We start from the raw sequence: 16,221 nt of genomic DNA on the forward strand, positions 1-16,221 counted from the left end.
GCATCTCAATCAAACGTGTAGCTGGCCCCAAAGGCCGCCCCCAGATCGCTGCTGCCGCCATAGGTCATCCCCCCTGAAAACCGCCATTTTTCGTCGCGGCTGATATAGCCCGCGCCCAATGCCATGCTGGTCGCGCCCCTGTAATTGCCCAAGCCAAAGCCAATCGACAGCTTTGCCGGGTGGTCGTCGTATCGGAGCATCGACAGCGCCATGGCCGAAGCAATACCGCGATTGGCCTCGCGGCGGTTGCGGGCAATCTGGTCGCCCTGCGCAGTGACCTGAACCGACAGATCGTAAAGCTGCCCGCCCGTCACCGCATCGGTGGACCCGGCCGCGATCCGGCCCCGGCCAAGATTGCTGATCATCACGGGCGCGGCATCCGTTTCCGACCGGCGCAGCATATAGGTGCCCGAATCATCCTCGGACCAGCGCCCCGGCAATTGCGCGCGGGTTTCACCAATACTGGCGGTGTTGGCGGTGGTCTTGTCCTGCAACGCCGCAAGTTCCGAATTGGTGGCGTGCAGTTGCGCCCCGTTCACCGCATCGGCCGAGGTGGCGGCAACGTCGCCCGCCGCCACATTGGTCATCACCACCGGACCACTGGCCGCGCCGGCCTGATCCAGCGCATACGCCCCCTCGGCAGTCCAATCACCGGCAAGCCGCGCACGAGTATCAGCAAGATCCGACACAATAGCCGCCGCCCCGGCCTTGAGCGCGGCCAGTTCCTGATCGGTCGCGTGTAATTGTGCCCCGTTCACGGCATCGGTCGAAGTCTCGCTCAACTCACCCGCGGCAAGGTTGGTCATCACGACAGTGTTACTGCCCGCACCCGACTGGCCCAGCGCATAGATGTCTGCCCCGCTCCACCCGCCGGGCAGATCCGTGCGGACGGCGGCCAGTTCGGTGTTCGTGGCGTGAAGCTGTGATCCGTTGACTGCATCGGTCGAATCCGCCGCAACGCGTCCCGCCGCCACATTCTGCACCTGCCGTTCCGATCCCGGTGCCCCAACAGACACCACATCACCCGCAGCATCGGCCACACCGGCATAGCTGTGCGTCACCCCCGCCACAGTGCCATTGGCGACCGGAACCGCCGCCGCCACAGTCGAGCCGTTCCCCAGCGCCACCGCACCATCCAGCCCCGACGCCACTGTGACGTCATTACCCATCACAAAGCTGTTCCCCGAAGCGATGGTGTTATTGTTCCCGAGAACATAAGATCCGCTGCCGGACACGATATTGGGATCACCGATGGCCCCGGCATGATTGCCCGTCACCTGATTGCCGGTGCCGATGGCAATCGACTGTTCGCCGGTGGCCTGCGCGCCGCTGCCCATTGCAATCGAATCAGTGCCCGCCAGCGCAGCCTGGCCAATGGCGATGGAACGGCTTACCATCAAAGGCATGGTCGAGGTGCCTCTGCCCGCCTTGTGACCCAATGCGACATTGCCGACACCCGTCACATAGGAACCGGCCCCCGTGCCACCAGCATAGTTATAGTCGCCAATGACATTCCGCCCGGCCCAGTCACCACCTATGGCGACATTGCCGCTGCCAACGATACTCCGCCCCGCGCCAGTGCCCAGCGCGACGTTCTGGTTGCCCTGCACGTTCACCCCGGCAGACCAGCCGATGGCATTGTTTTGCATCCCTCTGGTGCCGGTCCCCGCATTGGTGCCGATGGCATTGTTGGCTGCACCGTCACCGCCGCCCGCCAGGCTCTGACACCACCAACCATGCCCCCAGACACAGGTAATATCTGTCCTTTCGACCCCGAGGCCCCCGACATTTCTGCCCGCAGATGCACCGATTGCCACGTTTTCGCTGGCCGCCACCCCCTGCCCTGCATTGCTGCCAATCGCAATGCTAGAGGTCGCATTTGCATCCTTCCCCGCAAACTGGCCGATGGCGATATAGTTTTCTGTCCTGCTTGTGCTGTTTTGGCCCGCATAATAACCGATCACAACAGAACGATTGCCAACCGCCGTAGCATAGTGACCCACGGCCACCGAAGCCGCCCCCGTGGCAATTGCGGCATCACCGCAAACCGTCTGATTTCCGGTCGCGCCATCCACCATCGTTTTTTGCGTAGCATCAATCGTGCCGTCAGCCTTGGGGCAAACAACATCGGCCTGCGCCTGATCTGCGCCGACCATGATTGCAGTGGCGAACACAAAAGCGCCGTGCATTATCAGCAATCGCATAAACCTGCCTCCTGCCACCGCTTGAATAAACGAGTCGCAATCCAGCATCCGGGGCATCCCGACTGCTGAACTAGACCTGACCGATGAACAATTGTTTTACGGGAGGGGCTATAGTGAATTTTTCACTTCACGGACAATATATTGTCCGCAGCATTTTATTCAAATTCCATGCAGAAGGCCGGGGGACAGCCCCCGGCCCAATTTTCAGCGCGAGGTTTCTGTCAGCCGCCGCCGCACATAGGTCTGAACCTTGTCAATCATCGGCTTCATATGCGCTTCGTCGTCGCGGAAGAAATGGTCCGCGCCCTCGATTTCTTCGTGGGTGATGGTGATACCCTTTTGTTCGCGCAGCTTGCCGACCAGCGCGTGGGTATCTTTGGGCGGGGCCACCCGGTCCGCCGTACCGTTGATAATCAGCCCCGACGACGGGCATGGCGCCAGAAAGCTGAAATCATACATATTCGCAGGCGGCGCGACGCTGATAAAGCCGGTGATCTCGGGGCGGCGCATCAGCAACTGCATCCCGATCCATGCCCCAAAGCTGAAGCCAGCCACCCAGCAATGTTTCGAATTGGGGTTCATCGCCTGCAAATAATCCAGCGCCGAGGCCGCGTCCGACAGCTCGCCAATGCCCTGATCGTATTCGCCCTGACTGCGACCCACCCCGCGGAAGTTGAACCGCATCACCGTGAACCCCATGCCGTGAAAGGCATAGTGCAGGTTATACACGACCCGATTGTTCATCGTGCCGCCGTATTGCGGATGCGGGTGAAGGACGATAGCTATGGGGGCATCAGGCTTGCCGGGCTGAGGGTGATAGCGGCCTTCCAACCGGCCTTCGGGACCGGGAAAAATCAGTTCTGGCATCAGAGACCTTTTGCGGATGTGGATTTCTTGACGCCTTCGCGCCCGGACTTTATCTGGTGAGCCTGCGGAACAAGTGCAAGAAACTGCTTGGGCGGCATAGCGCAGCACAGCGCCATGCGTCAAGGAAACCCGCCAGGGAGGCTGCGATGAAACTGTCAACCAAGGGCCGTTACGCCATCATCGCGCTGGTCGATCTGGCCATCGCGCGCGGCGATGACCTGACCTCGCTGGCGGAAATTTCCAAACGTCAGGATATTTCGCTGCCCTATCTGGAACAGTTGTTCGTCAAGCTGCGCCGCGCCGGTCTGGTTGATTCGGTGCGCGGGCCGGGCGGCGGCTATCGTCTGGCGCGGACGCCTGAAACCATCCGCGTGGCCGATGTATTGGGCGCGGTGGATGAAACCGTCAGCGCCATGCATGTGGGCGCGGGTGCTTCGGGCGGGGTGTCGGGATCGCGGGCGCAAACCCTATCGAACCGACTGTGGGAAAGCCTGTCGGCGCATGTCTATGTGTTTTTGCACAACACCACGCTGGCGGATGTGGCAAAAAACCAGATGCTGCCCTGCCCGGCGCTGCCACAAATGCTACACATCGAGGATGAATGATCTTTGGGGATCAGCCATTTAGCGTAGACTATTAAGGCTATTTCCAGCCCGCAAGAATGTCTGACAACGCCGCATCCAGCACATCCAGTTCCGCCTGCGGTCCGCAGGATATGCGGATGCAGCGGTCCAGCGGTGCCACGCCCGGCATACGGATGAACACCCCCTGATCCGCCAGCCCGGCCACCAGCGCCCGCGCGAAATCGCCATCGCGCCCGGTATCCACCGCAACGAAATTCGTGGCCGAGGGCAGCGCCACCATCCCGTGCCGCGCGGCAATCTGGCCGATCCGATCCCGCGCGGCGGCGACCTGCGCGATCACCTGATGCAGCCAGCCCTGATCGGCCAGCGCCGCCAAAGCCCCCGCCTGCGCGATCCGGCCCACGCCGAAATGATTGCGGATCCGGTCAAACCCCGCCACCAGTTCAGGCGCCCCGATGGCATAGCCGACACGCACCCCGGCCATGCCATAAGCCTTGGAAAAGGTCCGCATACGGATCACCCTCGGGTCATCCGCCACGATCTGCGGTGCGGCATCGGCGGGGGCGAACTCGGCATAAGCTTCGTCCAGAATCAGCAGGCAGTCGGGCGGCAGACGATCCAGAATCGCCGCGACATCTGCCCCGCTGTTCCAACTGCCCATCGGATTATCGGGGTTGGCCAGATAGACCAGCCGCGCTCCGACTTGCCCGGCCCGCTCGATCAGCGCGTCAATATCCTCGCGGTCGTCGCGATAGGGCACCTTGTGCAGCACGCCACCAAAGCCCGTGACGTGATAGTTAAAGGTGGGATAGGCCCCCTCGGAGGTCACAACCACATCGCCGGGCGCGATCAGCAACCGCACCAGATTGCCCAGCAGCCCGTCGATCCCCTCGCCCACGGTCAGATGCGCCGTGGTCACGCCGCAATGCGTCGCCAGCGCGTTTTTCAGATCGAACAGGTCCGGGTCGCCATATTGCCAGCTTTCGCCCGCCGCCGCCGCCATCGCAGCAACCGCGCGCGGGCTGGGACCAAAGCCGTTCTCATTTGCCCCCAGCCGCGCACGAAAGCGGCGACCCGCGCGGCGTTCTAGCGTTTCAGGGCCGGTAAAGGGCACGGTCGCGGGCAGACTGGCAGGAATGGGGGCAAAGCGCATCGGTTATCCTCGTCCGACCAAGGGCATATTCGTCGCCATCACCGTCATCGACAGCACATTGCTGCCTGGCGGAAGGCTGACCATGTGCAGAACGGCGCGCGCCGCCTGATCCACTGGCATCATCGGTTCGGGGTTGTCCTGTCCCGCCGCGATTCCGGCCAGCAGCTCGGTGGCGGCATTGCCGATGTCGATCTGCCCGGCGGCAATGCCAAAGGCCCGCCCGTCCAGCGCAAGCTGCCGCGTCAGCCCGGTCAGTGCATGTTTCGCCACCGTATAGGCCAGCGCGCGGGGCCGGGGCGCATGGGCGCTGACCGATCCATTCAGAATGATACGACCGCCCTGCGGGTCTTGCCGCCGCATTTGCGCGAATGCGGCACGACAGGCAAAGAACATGCCGTCAAGGTTCACCGACATCGCCTGTCGCCATTCCTCATCAGTGATCCCGTCAATGGTATCCGCGCGCGGAAAGGCACCGGCGTTGGCAAACAACACGTCCACCCTGCCCCAATCCGCCGCGATCCGCTCGAACGCGGCACCAACCGCCGCGCTGTCGGTCACATCGCAGGCCACAGCGCGCACGCCATCCGGTGCGATCGCACGCCGCGACAGGCCCGCCACCTGCCAGCCCTGCGCCACAGCCAAAGCCGCCACCGCCGCACCGATCCCCGACGAAGCACCCGTCACCACCAGAACCGGCATCAGAACGCCTTGAAGGTCATGGTGGTCAGGGTGCGGCTGATGCCGGGAATGTCGAACAGACGTTCGGCCAGAAAGCGGCCCACGTCCTCATCCTCGGGGATATAGATCTTGGCCAGCAGGTCGAAATCGCCCGAGGTCGAATAAAGCTCGCTGACCACCTCGCGGTCATAGATGGCATCGGCAACCTCGTAGGTTTTACCGGGGTCGCAACGGAACTGCACAAAGACGGGGCGCATCGGGGACTCCTTTTCGCGGGATGTTAGGCTGCGGGGGCGGCGCTGGTCCAGTCCCCGCGCGACAGCCCGGCCCAGAAACGCCGCATCAGCAAGATGGCTGCGACGGTCAAGCCAACGCACAGGCCCAGCCACAGCCCGCCCGGCCCCATGCCAAAGCGAAAGGCCAGCAGCCAGGCCACCGGCATTCCCACCACCCAGTAACTGAAGGCCGCGATCCACATCGGCACCCGCGTGTCCTGCACCCCGCGCAGGCAACCAAGGGCGATCACCTGCATCGCGTCCGTCAACTGAAACAGCGCCGCATACATCAGCAGATAGGCCCCCAGCGCCACGATCAGCGAGGCCTGCGGATCGGTCGGGTCCAGAAACAGCCGCACCATCGGCGCGGCGAACAACAGATAAACGGTAATCGCCACCACGGCAAAGGCCAGCGACAGCGCAATCACCGTCACCGCAGCATCCCGCATCCAGATGCCATCGCCGCGCCCACGCGCCTGCCCGACCCGCACCGTCGCCGCATTCGACAGCCCCAGATGCGCCATGAAGGTGATCGAGGTGATTTGCAGCGCGATCCCATGCGCCGCCAGTTCCTGCGTGCCGATCCAGCCCATCATGATGTTCGAGGCAACAAACAACCCGCCCTCGGCCACCATGGTCAGACCGATGGGCAGACCGATCACCGCCACCTGCCGCATCGCAGGCCAGTCGGGCCGCCAGAACCGCTGAAACAGGTTGTATTTCCGCGCATAAGGCAGCCACGCCGCATAGGCCATCAGCGCCAGCAGTTGCGCGACCTGCACGATCAGCGTGGCGATCGCCGCACCGCGCACACCCAGTTCGGGCACCCCCAGATTGCCAAAGATGAGCACCCAGTTCAGCGCCAGATTGACGGGCAAGCCGATCAGCGTCACCCACATCACGACCTGCGCCCTCTCCATCGCGGCCAGATAAGAGGACAGCACCACCTGCCACAACAGCACCGCCAGCCCCCAGCCCGCGATCCGCAGATAGGACTGTGCCAACGATGATATCTCGGGGGTCTGGCCCAGCGCCAGCAGCACCGGCTCGGACCACCACATCAGCGGCATGACCAACAGACCAAAGCCCGCCGACAGCCACAGCGCCATGCGTGTGCCGCGCCGCACCTCGGTTTCATGGCCCGCCGCAATATCCGAGGCAATCACCCCCATCAGCCCGATGCCAAAACCCATGCCCAGAAACATCAGGATGTGGATGACCGATGTGGCAATCACCAGCGCCGCCAGCGGCGTGACACCATACCAGCCGATCATGACCGTATCGCCCACGCCAATCGCCATCCGCGCCAGATGGCTGGCAATCAGAGGCAATCCCAGTGCCAGAGTGGCCGTGATATGAGGACGATAGCGCGCAAATTCCATACCGCCGCCATAACCGCGCCCCGCCCCAGCGGCAAGCCCGCCGCTTGCTGTTTGCCTAAATACGCGGCATGGCACGGAACGACACCCTAGGAAACCAGTGCCTCTAACGGATCGTAAAGCGCCGCAGAATCACCCCAAACCGCATCGGCCAGCAGGTCCGGCTTGTGCCGCAGCCCCGCCAGTTCAGCGCGCGTCACCCAGCGCAGCCGGTTCACCACACCTGCGGGGTCGCCCAGACGCTCGGCACCGCCGGTCAACGCGCATCGAAATACCAGGTCCACCTGATGAAAGCCGCTGGCCGGGTCGTGGAATTCGTTCACCAGAACCGGCGGGCCGACCGTGATCGTCAGGCCGGTTTCTTCGGCGACCTCGCGGATAAGATTTCCGGGCAGCGACGCGCCGGGTTCCACACCGCCGCCCGGCAGGCACCACAGGTCGGATTGCGCACCAGGATAAGCGTTGACGATCAGCAGCCGGTCGCCCTTCAGGATCGCGGCGCGCACCGCCAGCCGGGGGCCCGCCAATTTCATCGGGCGATCCGGTTGATATGCCCCATCTTGCGACCGGGCCGCGCCTCGCCCTTGCCATACAGATGCACCTGCACCCCCGGCGTTGCCAGCAGCGTGGGCACCCGGTCCAAATCGTCGCCGATCAGGTTTTCCATCACCACATCGGCATAGCGCGACCCGTCGCCCAGCGGCAGACCGGCGACGGCACGGATATGCTGTTCGAACTGATCCACGGCACAGCCCGCCTGCGTCCAGTGACCGCTGTTGTGAACACGCGGGGCAATCTCGTTCACGATCAGCCCGTCCGGCGTCACGAACAGTTCGACCCCCATCACGCCGATGTAATTCAGCGCCGTGGCGATACGCCCGGCCAGCAGCACGGCATCAGTGGTAACACGCGCCGGCAGACCGCAGGGAACGGTCGTCGTCCGCAGGATACCACCCTGATGAACGTTCAGCCCCGGATCATAGGCGGCCACCTGACCATCCGCGCCGCGCGCCACGATCACGCTGATTTCCGCACTGAAATCAACAAACCGCTCTAGCACCGAGGGCGCACCAGTCCATTCTGTCGCACTGGCATCAGTGATCCGCACCTGCCCCTTGCCGTCATAGCCCATGCGGCGGGTTTTCAGGATCGCGGGCATGCCGATTTCCGCGATGGCGGCGGGCAGGTTGGATTCGGTATCAACGGCGGCAAAGGGCGCGACGCGCAGGCCCAGATCGCGCAGAAAGGTCTTTTCCGTCTGCCGGTCCTGACTGACCGCCAGCGCCCGGCGGTTCGGGCGGATTGGCACGATGCTTTCGATCAGGTCCAGCGCCGAAGTCGGCACGTTTTCAAATTCATAGGTGACGACATCCACCGATTCCGCAAAGCGGCGCAGGGCCGCCTCATCCTCGTAAGGGGCGGTTGTCACGGCATGGGCGACATCGCCCGCAGGTGCGGCGCCGGGTTCGTAGATGTGGCAGCGCAAGCCCAGCCGACTGGCCGCGACCGACAACATCCGTCCCAGCTGACCGCCGCCCAGAATACCGATGCTGCGCATATCAGTCATCGGACGGCTCCTGCGGGATGGAATCAGACAACGCCGCGCGCCATGCGTCCAGTCGCCGGGCCAGCGCCGGATCGCTGATCGCCAAAATCCCCGCCGCCATCAGCCCGGCATTCGCGGCCCCTGCGGCACCGATGGCCATGGTGGCAACAGGGTAGCCCTTGGGCATCTGCACAATGGAATAGAGCGAATCGACCCCGGACAGCGCCTTGGTCTGCACCGGCACACCGATCACCGGCACCCGCGTTTTCGAGGCCATCATGCCCGGCAGATGCGCCGCCCCGCCCGCGCCCGCGATGATGACGCGCAAGCCACGGTCCACCGCCGATCTGCCGTAATCCCACAGCCGGTCCGGGGTTCGGTGGGCGCTGACGATCCGCGCCTCGTATCCGATGCCCAGTTCGTCAAGGATGGCCGCCGCCTCGCGCATCGTCGGCCAGTCAGACTGGCTGCCCATGATGATTCCGACCGGCTTGTCCATGCTGCCCCTCGTCACTGATGATTTATCCGCAATAACGTGGGGTTCGCGCAGACGCAACGCGGGCCGGGGCGTGCTCCCGTCCAAAGCCGCGCATTTAAGGGCCGTGCCGTTGGTCGGCGTTGCAGGCCTAGAAGGCCGGTTCAGCGCGACCCGAGGGATTTGTTCGGCCCGTTCGTCACTGGCAGGCCCCACATAGACTGCACCTGCCCGATGGTCAGGTTTTGCCGTTTCGGCAACGGTGCGGGCACAACCGTTCGGCCCGCAAGGCGCAGCACGTCGCCGTCGATGATTTCATCCCGATACATCAGGTAATCGGTCAGAAAACCGCATTCCCAGTTCGAACCGTGTGATCCCGTCGCCGGATTGTAAGTGTTGGGACCATAGCGGAAACACATCTCGGCGTTGATTTCACCACTGCCCCTGATCTGCCATTCACCGGGCACGATCCGCGCATTGCCGGGATACAGCAGATGGCTGCGCCCGTCAGCGGCAAGATATTCGATTTGCGTGCCATGCGGACCGGAATAGGATCGGACGGTGGTGTCTGACAGAAACGCCCGGACCTGCGTCGGGTTATCGGTCATCCGGGCCGCCGCCTGGTATTCGGGGCTGTTGGTGCAAGCTGCCAGCAGCAGGGAAAAGGCGATCAGGGCGATACGCATCGGTTCCTCATGAAAAAAGCCGCAACCTGATGGTTGCGGCTTTCCGGTCTGCGCGTCAATCGCGGATCACAGCGTGTCCAGCGCCTCGACGGCTTTTTCCAGATCTTCCTTGCTGACCTCTTTTTCCTTGACCTTGGCGGTTTCGGCGATGTGGTCAACAACCTTGTCTTCAAAGATCGGCGCGCGCAGTTGCTGCTGCATCTGCGGGTTTTGCTGCACGAATTCAAAGAACTGGCGTTCCTGACCCGGATACTGACGTGCCTGACGGATCACGGCCTGAGTCATTTCCTGATCGGTCACGGTGACTTCGGCTTTCTGGCCGATTTCGGCCAGCAACAGGCCCAGACGCACGCGGCGTTCAGCCAGTTTCTTGTGCTCGTCAGTCGGTTCGATACTGCCGTGGTTGTGGTCGTGAACCTCGGGGTTTTCTTCGTGCCACAGCTGGTGTGCGATCTGATGCGCCTCGGCATCGACCAGAACTTCGGGCAGGTCGAATTTTACCAGATCATCCAGTTGATCCAGCAAGGCGCGTTTCATCACCGCGCGGCTGGCACCGGCATATTCTTCTTCAAGCCGCTGACCGATCTGCTCTTTCAGCTTGTCCAGAGATTCCGCGCCGAATTTCTTGGCCAGTTCGTCGTCGATTTCAGCCGGTTTAGGTTCCTTGACGGCCTTGACGGTGCATTCGAACACCGCGTCTTTGCCCTTCAGCGTCGGGTGGCCGTAATCGTCGGGGAATTTGACGTTGACGGTCACGTCCTCGCCCGCCTTGGCGCCGACAAGCTGTTCTTCAAAGCCGGGAATGAAGCTGCCCGAACCCAGAACCAGCGGGTAATCCTCGGCGGTGCCGCCTTCGAAGGCTTCGCCATCGACCATACCTTTGAAGTCGATCACGACCTGATCGCCGTCCTTGGCCTTGCTGCCCTTACGGCGGTCGGCAAAATTCTGGGCGTTCTTGGCCAGATTTTCCAGCGCCTCGGTGACCTGAGCTTCGTCGGCCTTGACCTTGAGGCGTTCCAGTTTCACGCCGGACAGGTCAACCTCGGGAATGGCGGGCAGCGCCTCGTATTCGACGTTGACGATAACGTCGTCACCCTCTTTCCAGGTCTCGCCGTTTTTCATCTCGATCTTTGGCTGAACGGCGGGGCGGTCGCCGGTTTTTTCCAGCTGTTCGCGCACGGCGTTATCGACGGCGGATTGCATCGCCTCGCCCATGATGCGCTGGCCGAACTGCTTTTTCAGCAGTGCCATCGGCACCTTGCCCTTGCGAAAGCCCTTCATCTCGACCTCGGGCTGGGCTTCTTTCAGCTTGGCGTCCACCTCGGCGGCCAGATCGGCGGCGGGCAGGGTCATCTCATAGCCGCGCTTGAGACCTTCGTTCAGGGTTTCCTTGACCTGCATGTGCGTTCCTTCATCTCGTTCTTATGGTGCGGGTGGAGGGACTTGAACCCCCACGCCTTGCGGCGCCAGAACCTAAATCTGGTGCGTCTGCCAATTTCGCCACACCCGCAATACCGAACCGGGCAAGCCGAGGCCCGCCGGAAAATCCGCCACGTCATAGCAGGCGCGCGCGCGGGGTGCGAGGGGGATTTTGCAGATTCATGCCGCGCCACAAACCAAGGCATGTCCGGGCGGGGTCGGTCAGCCAGACCCCGCCCCCGTATCAAACCTTTTTTCTGCGCCAGGGCGCGTTTTTTTCGACATCACCCGCCATGATGCAGCCATAGGGCATGATCCGGTCCTGAACGGCGGCCAGATTGAACTGCTGCATGTCGGCCTGAACCCGCGCCGCGTCCTTGTAGGCGCTTGGCAGCTCGCTGGCATCAGCTTCGCCGCAATAAAAACGGACATCCAGCCCCTCGGTTTCCGCACGCACCGCCTGTTCCAGCGTCATGTCCAGCGCCTGCAAATGCGCGGTGCGGCTGACCATACGCCCTGCCCCATGCGGGGCAAAGTCGCACCCGGCGCGGCTGACGATCAGCACCGGCTGCCCCATATTCATCGGGATCGCCATCAAGCCATCGCTGTCAGGCATGAATTTGGGGTTCATCGGCGTGGCCCCCTTGGCGTGCCAGAAATCATCGCCGTCGCGGAACACAAAGTTATGTTCGTTCCACAGCCGGTCCGAACAGCCGAATCTGTCCACCAGAACCTGATGCAAAACCGTGTGATTATGTTTGGTCCACGCCCGGATGATTTGCAGCGCATTCCAATAATCCTGCCCTTGGGGCGAATCAAAGGGAATCCATGCATTCTGTTTCAGCGTATCGGATGACAATTTCCGGCGGAAATCCTCGGCCACCTTCATCCCCGCCTTATACAGCAGCGCCCCCGGCTTGCGAGAGCCGTGATGCGTGACCAGAGCCGCCTCGCCCGTCTTTTCCGACACGCCGACATAGGCGAAATGGTTGCCATCGCCCTGTGTGCCAAGGTGATAATGCGCCGCGTCAAGGATTCGCGGATCGGACAGAAACGGATTGTCCGCCATCGCACGGCGCAGATCATCGGGCAGCGAAAACCGCCCGTCCTTGCGCCCGCCATAGCCGAAATGCGTCGCCTCATGGATCGTGTCCAACACGTCGCGCGGATCGGCCGCGCCAAAGCGCGTCACCATCATCGAGCAGCAAATATCGGCCGAGTGCATTCCCGGATGGATGGCACCATTGGCCCGCGCCACACCGCCCACCGTAATCGTACCCTGCACCCCCGCCGGACAAGCATCAGGCATCAGATAGGCAGCGCGGATCGTGGGCGTTTTCGCCATTTCCAGCAATGACGCATAAGAGGCATCGAAATTACGGCCGGTTTCTGTCGAATAAACCGTGACCGGGCTTTCTGTCAGCGGCATGTAAACCGGCAGCAGCGCGTCGCAAATCGCCCGGATCGCTTCGTTCGAGGTGACGCCCTGAGCGTTGATTTCCTCAAGTGCCGTTTTAAACCATGCGTCGGGTTTATAGCCAAGCGCGGTCAGATGTTTTCCGGTAATGTCCATCGCGCGATACCTTTTAATAACAGAGCCGGGCTTTTACCGACAAAAAATCATCGCGTCGAATGTCGATTTCGACAGGTGCGATTAGCCCATATCACGAAACACGCCGGGAATCTGTTCGGGCAGATCATCCGCGATCAGGCCGGGGCCGTGGCGGCGCGCGGCCTGCGCATGGATCAGCGCGCCGGTGGCCGCGGCGGACAGCGGATCAAGCCCGCGCGCCAGCAGCCCGGCGATGATTCCGGCCAGCACATCGCCCGCGCCAGCGGTCGCCAGCCACGGGATGTCAAAGGCGGAATGGATCACGGCGCGACCATTGGGGGCGGCGATGACAGTATCGGGGCCTTTCAGCAGGATGGTCGCGCCGCAGCGGGCGGCGGCGTCAAGCCCGGCGTCGAGTTTGGAATAGGCAGGGCCGGTTTCCGCCTCAATCGCCGCCCGATATTGCTGTGCCTGAGCCAGCCGCGCGGCCCATTGCGACGGGTCGGCGTTATAGGCCATTGGTTTGGGCACAGGTGGGCCGCTCAGCCGTTCGGCAAGATCGGGGAACAGGCGCGCGAATTCACCCAGATGCGGGGTCAGCACGCAATCACGATGCAATGGCTGCGGATTTTGCGCCCATGCCGTCAGCGCATCGGCATCCAGAACGCAGGAACGCTTGCTGGCCAGCACAGCAGGTAACAACGCAGCCGCACGATCCACGCCACAGCCGGGACCGATAGCTATGGCGCTGATGCGGTTATCCGTCAGCAGATCGGTCAGCACGGCGGCATCATCCACCCCGCGCCGCATCAGCGCATCGGGCGGGCCACTGTGGCCGATCAAGGCGGATCGCGGCGGCGCAATCGTTACCAGCCCCGCGCCGATCCGCAGGGCGGCGCGCGCCGCCAGCCGGGCAGCGCCACCCTGACCGCCCCCGCCCGCGACGATGAGAGCGTGGCCGTGCGTGAATTTATGGCCGGGCGCATCACGTTTGGTTAACCACGCCGCACGCCTGGCGTCCGTCAGAGCAAACCGGCGACGGTCAGATATGACGAAGCGCGGCCATTCCGCCGTAACCTTGGGGAAACGCAAGGCGCCGCGACCATCTGTGCTCCGCCACGGTTCCAGCCCAATATCGGCAATCACCAGCTCGCCGCAGACCTCTGGTCCGCGCGCCAGCAAATGGCCGGGCTTGGGACTGTCAAAGGCAACGGTCAGGCGGGCGCACAGATCGTGATCCCCCGGCGCACGCCCCCGGCCCAGAAACACGCCGCTGTCCAGGCACAGCCCGCTGGGGCAATCCACCGCAACGATGCGCGAGCGGTAATAGCCCCAGTCGCCCCCGCTGCCACCCATGTGCAGCAATATCTCGGCGATCTCGCCCTCGGCGGCACGGGTCAGGCCGGTGCCAAAGATCGCATCGACGTAAACATCGGCATCTTCGCGGCGCAGTTCCCCCTCGGTCAGCGGCAAAATCGGCCCCATGGCGGACCAGCGCCGCCGCATTTCGGCTGCATCCGGGCCGGGCGTGTTGTCCAGCCCCAGCACACGCAAATCCCAGCCCGCCCGCGCCAGATACCGCGCGATCACATAGCCATCGCCGCCATTATTGCCCGGCCCGCACAGAACGGTGGCGCGTCCCGCTTTGGGCCAGCGCAGGCGGATATGCCCTGCAACCGCCGCCCCCGCCCGCTCCATCAGCTCCAGCCCTGTTACCTGACCACTGGCCATTGCGGCGGATTCGGTGCCGCGCATTTGGGCGGTGGTCAGAATTTCGGTGCCCTGCAACATGATTCTGCCTATTTTTAAGGCTGTCCGCATAAATTACAGGCAGACACGCCGGGTTCCGGCGGGTCGCACCACGATTGCCACAGCGCCGCATTTACCCCTCGCATGAAACCCGCCAATCAAGGCTCAGGCAAGCCGCGAAAAAGGGATCAGAGCCGATGAAAAAGATCGAGGCGATCATCAAGCCGTTCAAACTGGACGACGTGAAGGAAGCCCTGCAAGAAGTGGGCGTTCAGGGCCTGTCCGTCACCGAAGTCAAAGGCTTCGGTCGACAGAAGGGGCACACCGAACTGTATCGCGGTGCAGAATATGTCGTTGACTTCCTGCCCAAAGTTAAAATCGAAATGGTGTTGCCTGACGATCAGGTTGACGCCGCCATCGAGGCCATCGTGGCCGCCGCACGCACCGAAAAAATCGGTGACGGCAAGATTTTCGTGATGCCGGTCGAACAGGCCATCCGCATCCGCACTGGCGAAACCGGCGACGACGCCGTTTGATCCGCCGCAAACCGAACATCTCGCGCCTGCCGCTGAGCGGCGGGCCGCTTATGAAGGAAGGAATGAGATGAAAGCGCAAGACGTTCTGGATCTGATGAAAGAGGAGGAGGTCGAGTATGTCGATATCCGCTTCACCGATCCCAAAGGCAAATTGCAGCATGTGACGCTGGTCGCTGATCTGGTCGATGAGGATTTCTTTGAAGAAGGCTTCATGTTCGACGGCTCCAGCATCGCCGGTTGGAAATCCATCGACCAGTCCGACATGAAGCTGATCGCCGACCCGGCCAGTGTCTATATCGACCCGTTCTACGCTGAAAAAACCCTGTGCGTGCATTGCAACGTCGCCGAACCCGACACCGGCGAGCCTTATTCCCGTGACCCGCGCGGCACGGCCGTCAAGGCCGAAGCCTATCTGAAATCCACCGGCATCGGCGATGTGGCCTATTTCGGCCCCGAGGCCGAATTTTTCCTGTTTGACGACGTGCGTTATTCGGTCACGCCGCAAAAAGTCGGCTATGAAATCGACGCCGCCGACGCAGCGTGGAACACCGACAGCGAATATGAAATGGGCAACCAGGGCCACCGCGCCCAGCACAAGGGTGGCTATTTCCCGGTGAACCCGATCGACGCCGGTCAGGACATCCGCGGCGAGATGCTGTCCACGATGAAGCGCATGGGCATCAAGGTGGACAAACACCACCACGAAGTCGCCACCGCGCAGCACGAACTGGGCATGATTTTCGGCGGGTTGGTCGAACAGGCCGACAACATCCAGAAATACAAATACGTCATCCACAACGTCGCCCATGCCTATGGCAAATCGGCGACCTTCATGCCCAAGCCGATGAAAGGCGACAACGGGTCGGGGATGCATGTGAACATGTCGATCTGGAAAGGCGGCAAGCCGCTGTTTGCAGGCGACAAATACGCCGATCTCAGCCAGGAAGCCCTGTGGTTCATCGGCGGCATCCTGAAACACGCCAAGGCGCTGAACGCGCTGACCAACCCTTCGACCAACAGCTACAAACGGCTGATTCCGGGCTTTGAAGCGCCGGTGCTACGTGCCTATTCCGCGCGCAACCGCTCGGGCTGCGTGCGTATTCCGTGGACCGAAAGCC

General features: G+C 62.6%; 16 protein-coding genes and 1 tRNA gene. 3 read left to right on the plus strand and 14 right to left on the minus strand.

The features are described from left to right. Window positions 1-5: 5 nt before the first annotated feature. Window positions 6-2,204 (minus strand): YadA-like family protein, encoded by a 2,199-nt coding sequence (locus Q4G22_RS13930; RefSeq protein ID WP_303386497.1) that lies wholly within the window; start codon window positions 2,202-2,204, stop codon window positions 6-8. 204 nt (window positions 2,205-2,408) lie between these two features. Beyond that, the gene (locus Q4G22_RS13935) at window positions 2,409-3,071 is read right to left on the minus strand and encodes an alpha/beta hydrolase (RefSeq protein ID WP_303386498.1); all 663 of its coding nucleotides are present in this window, start codon (window positions 3,069-3,071) and stop codon (window positions 2,409-2,411) included. 146 nt (window positions 3,072-3,217) lie between these two features. On the opposite strand from Q4G22_RS13935, the gene Q4G22_RS13940 reads away from it, so the two are divergent. Next, window positions 3,218-3,676: an Rrf2 family transcriptional regulator gene (locus Q4G22_RS13940; protein WP_303386499.1), complete on the plus strand. Its 459-nt coding sequence runs from the start codon at window positions 3,218-3,220 to the stop codon at window positions 3,674-3,676. 37 nt (window positions 3,677-3,713) lie between these two features. Here the strand turns inward: Q4G22_RS13940 and Q4G22_RS13945 are convergent, their stop codons facing one another. From Q4G22_RS13945 to Q4G22_RS14000, 12 genes are all read right to left on the minus strand, one after another. Beyond that, complete coding sequence (locus Q4G22_RS13945) at window positions 3,714-4,808, minus strand: pyridoxal phosphate-dependent aminotransferase (protein WP_303386500.1); 1,095 nt, start codon at window positions 4,806-4,808, stop codon at window positions 3,714-3,716. Between the two features lie 3 nt (window positions 4,809-4,811). After that, window positions 4,812-5,507 (minus strand): SDR family oxidoreductase, encoded by a 696-nt coding sequence (locus Q4G22_RS13950; protein ID WP_303386501.1) that lies wholly within the window; start codon window positions 5,505-5,507, stop codon window positions 4,812-4,814. Next, window positions 5,507-5,743, minus strand: coding sequence for an Lrp/AsnC ligand binding domain-containing protein (locus tag Q4G22_RS13955; RefSeq protein WP_303386502.1), 237 nt, complete (start codon window positions 5,741-5,743; stop codon window positions 5,507-5,509). The genes Q4G22_RS13950 and Q4G22_RS13955 overlap by 1 nt, the downstream gene beginning before the upstream one ends. Window positions 5,744-5,766: 23 nt before the next feature. Beyond that, complete coding sequence (locus Q4G22_RS13960) at window positions 5,767-7,143, minus strand: MATE family efflux transporter (RefSeq protein ID WP_303386503.1); 1,377 nt, start codon at window positions 7,141-7,143, stop codon at window positions 5,767-5,769. Between the two features lie 86 nt (window positions 7,144-7,229). Beyond that, on the minus strand, window positions 7,230-7,673 hold the full coding sequence (locus tag Q4G22_RS13965) for an NUDIX domain-containing protein (protein WP_303386504.1): 444 nt from the start codon (window positions 7,671-7,673) through the stop codon (window positions 7,230-7,232). Next, on the minus strand, window positions 7,670-8,707 hold the full coding sequence (locus tag Q4G22_RS13970; RefSeq protein ID WP_303386505.1) for a 5-(carboxyamino)imidazole ribonucleotide synthase: 1,038 nt from the start codon (window positions 8,705-8,707) through the stop codon (window positions 7,670-7,672). The genes Q4G22_RS13965 and Q4G22_RS13970 overlap by 4 nt, the downstream gene beginning before the upstream one ends. Next, window positions 8,700-9,185, minus strand: a complete 486-nt coding sequence (gene purE / locus Q4G22_RS13975) for a 5-(carboxyamino)imidazole ribonucleotide mutase (RefSeq protein WP_303386506.1) — start codon at window positions 9,183-9,185, stop codon at window positions 8,700-8,702. Before purE ends, Q4G22_RS13970 begins: the two co-directional genes overlap by 8 nt. A 140-nt stretch (window positions 9,186-9,325) precedes the next feature. Beyond that, window positions 9,326-9,847, minus strand: a complete 522-nt coding sequence (locus Q4G22_RS13980; protein ID WP_303386507.1) for a hypothetical protein — start codon at window positions 9,845-9,847, stop codon at window positions 9,326-9,328. A 66-nt stretch (window positions 9,848-9,913) separates the two neighbouring features. Next, window positions 9,914-11,248 carry a trigger factor gene (gene tig, locus Q4G22_RS13985; protein ID WP_303386508.1) on the minus strand — a complete coding sequence of 445 codons (1,335 nt, stop codon included), beginning with the start codon at window positions 11,246-11,248 and terminating at the stop codon, window positions 9,914-9,916. 24 nt (window positions 11,249-11,272) lie between these two features. After that, window positions 11,273-11,357 (minus strand) — tRNA-Leu (locus Q4G22_RS13990). 153 nt (window positions 11,358-11,510) lie between these two features. Next, window positions 11,511-12,839 (minus strand): RtcB family protein, encoded by a 1,329-nt coding sequence (locus Q4G22_RS13995; protein ID WP_303386509.1) that lies wholly within the window; start codon window positions 12,837-12,839, stop codon window positions 11,511-11,513. Window positions 12,840-12,920: 81 nt separating this feature from the next. After that, the gene (locus Q4G22_RS14000; RefSeq protein ID WP_303386510.1) at window positions 12,921-14,609 is read right to left on the minus strand and encodes an NAD(P)H-hydrate epimerase; all 1,689 of its coding nucleotides are present in this window, start codon (window positions 14,607-14,609) and stop codon (window positions 12,921-12,923) included. 155 nt (window positions 14,610-14,764) lie between these two features. Between Q4G22_RS14000 and Q4G22_RS14005 the strand changes: the two genes are divergently transcribed. Continuing rightward, window positions 14,765-15,103, plus strand: a complete 339-nt coding sequence (locus Q4G22_RS14005; RefSeq protein WP_136855822.1) for a P-II family nitrogen regulator — start codon at window positions 14,765-14,767, stop codon at window positions 15,101-15,103. Between the two features lie 67 nt (window positions 15,104-15,170). Beyond that, window positions 15,171-16,221: type I glutamate--ammonia ligase (gene glnA, locus Q4G22_RS14010; RefSeq protein WP_303386511.1), on the plus strand; the 1,051-nt coding region annotated here is incomplete at its 3' end.

Origin of the sequence: Paracoccus sp. (in: a-proteobacteria), assembly GCF_030538655.1 — a bacterium.
GTDB lineage: Bacteria > Pseudomonadota > Alphaproteobacteria > Rhodobacterales > Rhodobacteraceae > Paracoccus.

What these genes read in the sequence shown, in the direction of transcription:
- Q4G22_RS13930 (WP_303386497.1), bottom strand. Translation starts at nt 2,204, where the DNA reads ATGCGATTGCTGATAATGCACGGCGCTTTTGTGTTCGCCACTGCAATC.
- Q4G22_RS13935 (WP_303386498.1), bottom strand. Translation starts at nt 3,071, where the DNA reads ATGCCAGAACTGATTTTTCCCGGTCCCGAAGGCCGGTTGGAAGGCCGC.
- Q4G22_RS13940 (WP_303386499.1), top strand. Translation starts at nt 3,218, where the DNA reads ATGAAACTGTCAACCAAGGGCCGTTACGCCATCATCGCGCTGGTCGAT.
- Q4G22_RS13945 (WP_303386500.1), bottom strand. Translation starts at nt 4,808, where the DNA reads ATGCGCTTTGCCCCCATTCCTGCCAGTCTGCCCGCGACCGTGCCCTTT.
- Q4G22_RS13950 (WP_303386501.1), bottom strand. Translation starts at nt 5,507, where the DNA reads ATGCCGGTTCTGGTGGTGACGGGTGCTTCGTCGGGGATCGGTGCGGCG.
- Q4G22_RS13955 (WP_303386502.1), bottom strand. Translation starts at nt 5,743, where the DNA reads ATGCGCCCCGTCTTTGTGCAGTTCCGTTGCGACCCCGGTAAAACCTAC.
- Q4G22_RS13960 (WP_303386503.1), bottom strand. Translation starts at nt 7,143, where the DNA reads ATGGAATTTGCGCGCTATCGTCCTCATATCACGGCCACTCTGGCACTG.
- Q4G22_RS13965 (WP_303386504.1), bottom strand. Translation starts at nt 7,673, where the DNA reads ATGAAATTGGCGGGCCCCCGGCTGGCGGTGCGCGCCGCGATCCTGAAG.
- Q4G22_RS13970 (WP_303386505.1), bottom strand. Translation starts at nt 8,707, where the DNA reads ATGACTGATATGCGCAGCATCGGTATTCTGGGCGGCGGTCAGCTGGGA.
- purE (WP_303386506.1), bottom strand. Translation starts at nt 9,185, where the DNA reads ATGGACAAGCCGGTCGGAATCATCATGGGCAGCCAGTCTGACTGGCCG.
- Q4G22_RS13980 (WP_303386507.1), bottom strand. Translation starts at nt 9,847, where the DNA reads ATGCGTATCGCCCTGATCGCCTTTTCCCTGCTGCTGGCAGCTTGCACC.
- tig (WP_303386508.1), bottom strand. Translation starts at nt 11,248, where the DNA reads ATGCAGGTCAAGGAAACCCTGAACGAAGGTCTCAAGCGCGGCTATGAG.
- Q4G22_RS13995 (WP_303386509.1), bottom strand. Translation starts at nt 12,839, where the DNA reads ATGGACATTACCGGAAAACATCTGACCGCGCTTGGCTATAAACCCGAC.
- Q4G22_RS14000 (WP_303386510.1), bottom strand. Translation starts at nt 14,609, where the DNA reads ATGTTGCAGGGCACCGAAATTCTGACCACCGCCCAAATGCGCGGCACC.
- Q4G22_RS14005 (WP_136855822.1), top strand. Translation starts at nt 14,765, where the DNA reads ATGAAAAAGATCGAGGCGATCATCAAGCCGTTCAAACTGGACGACGTG.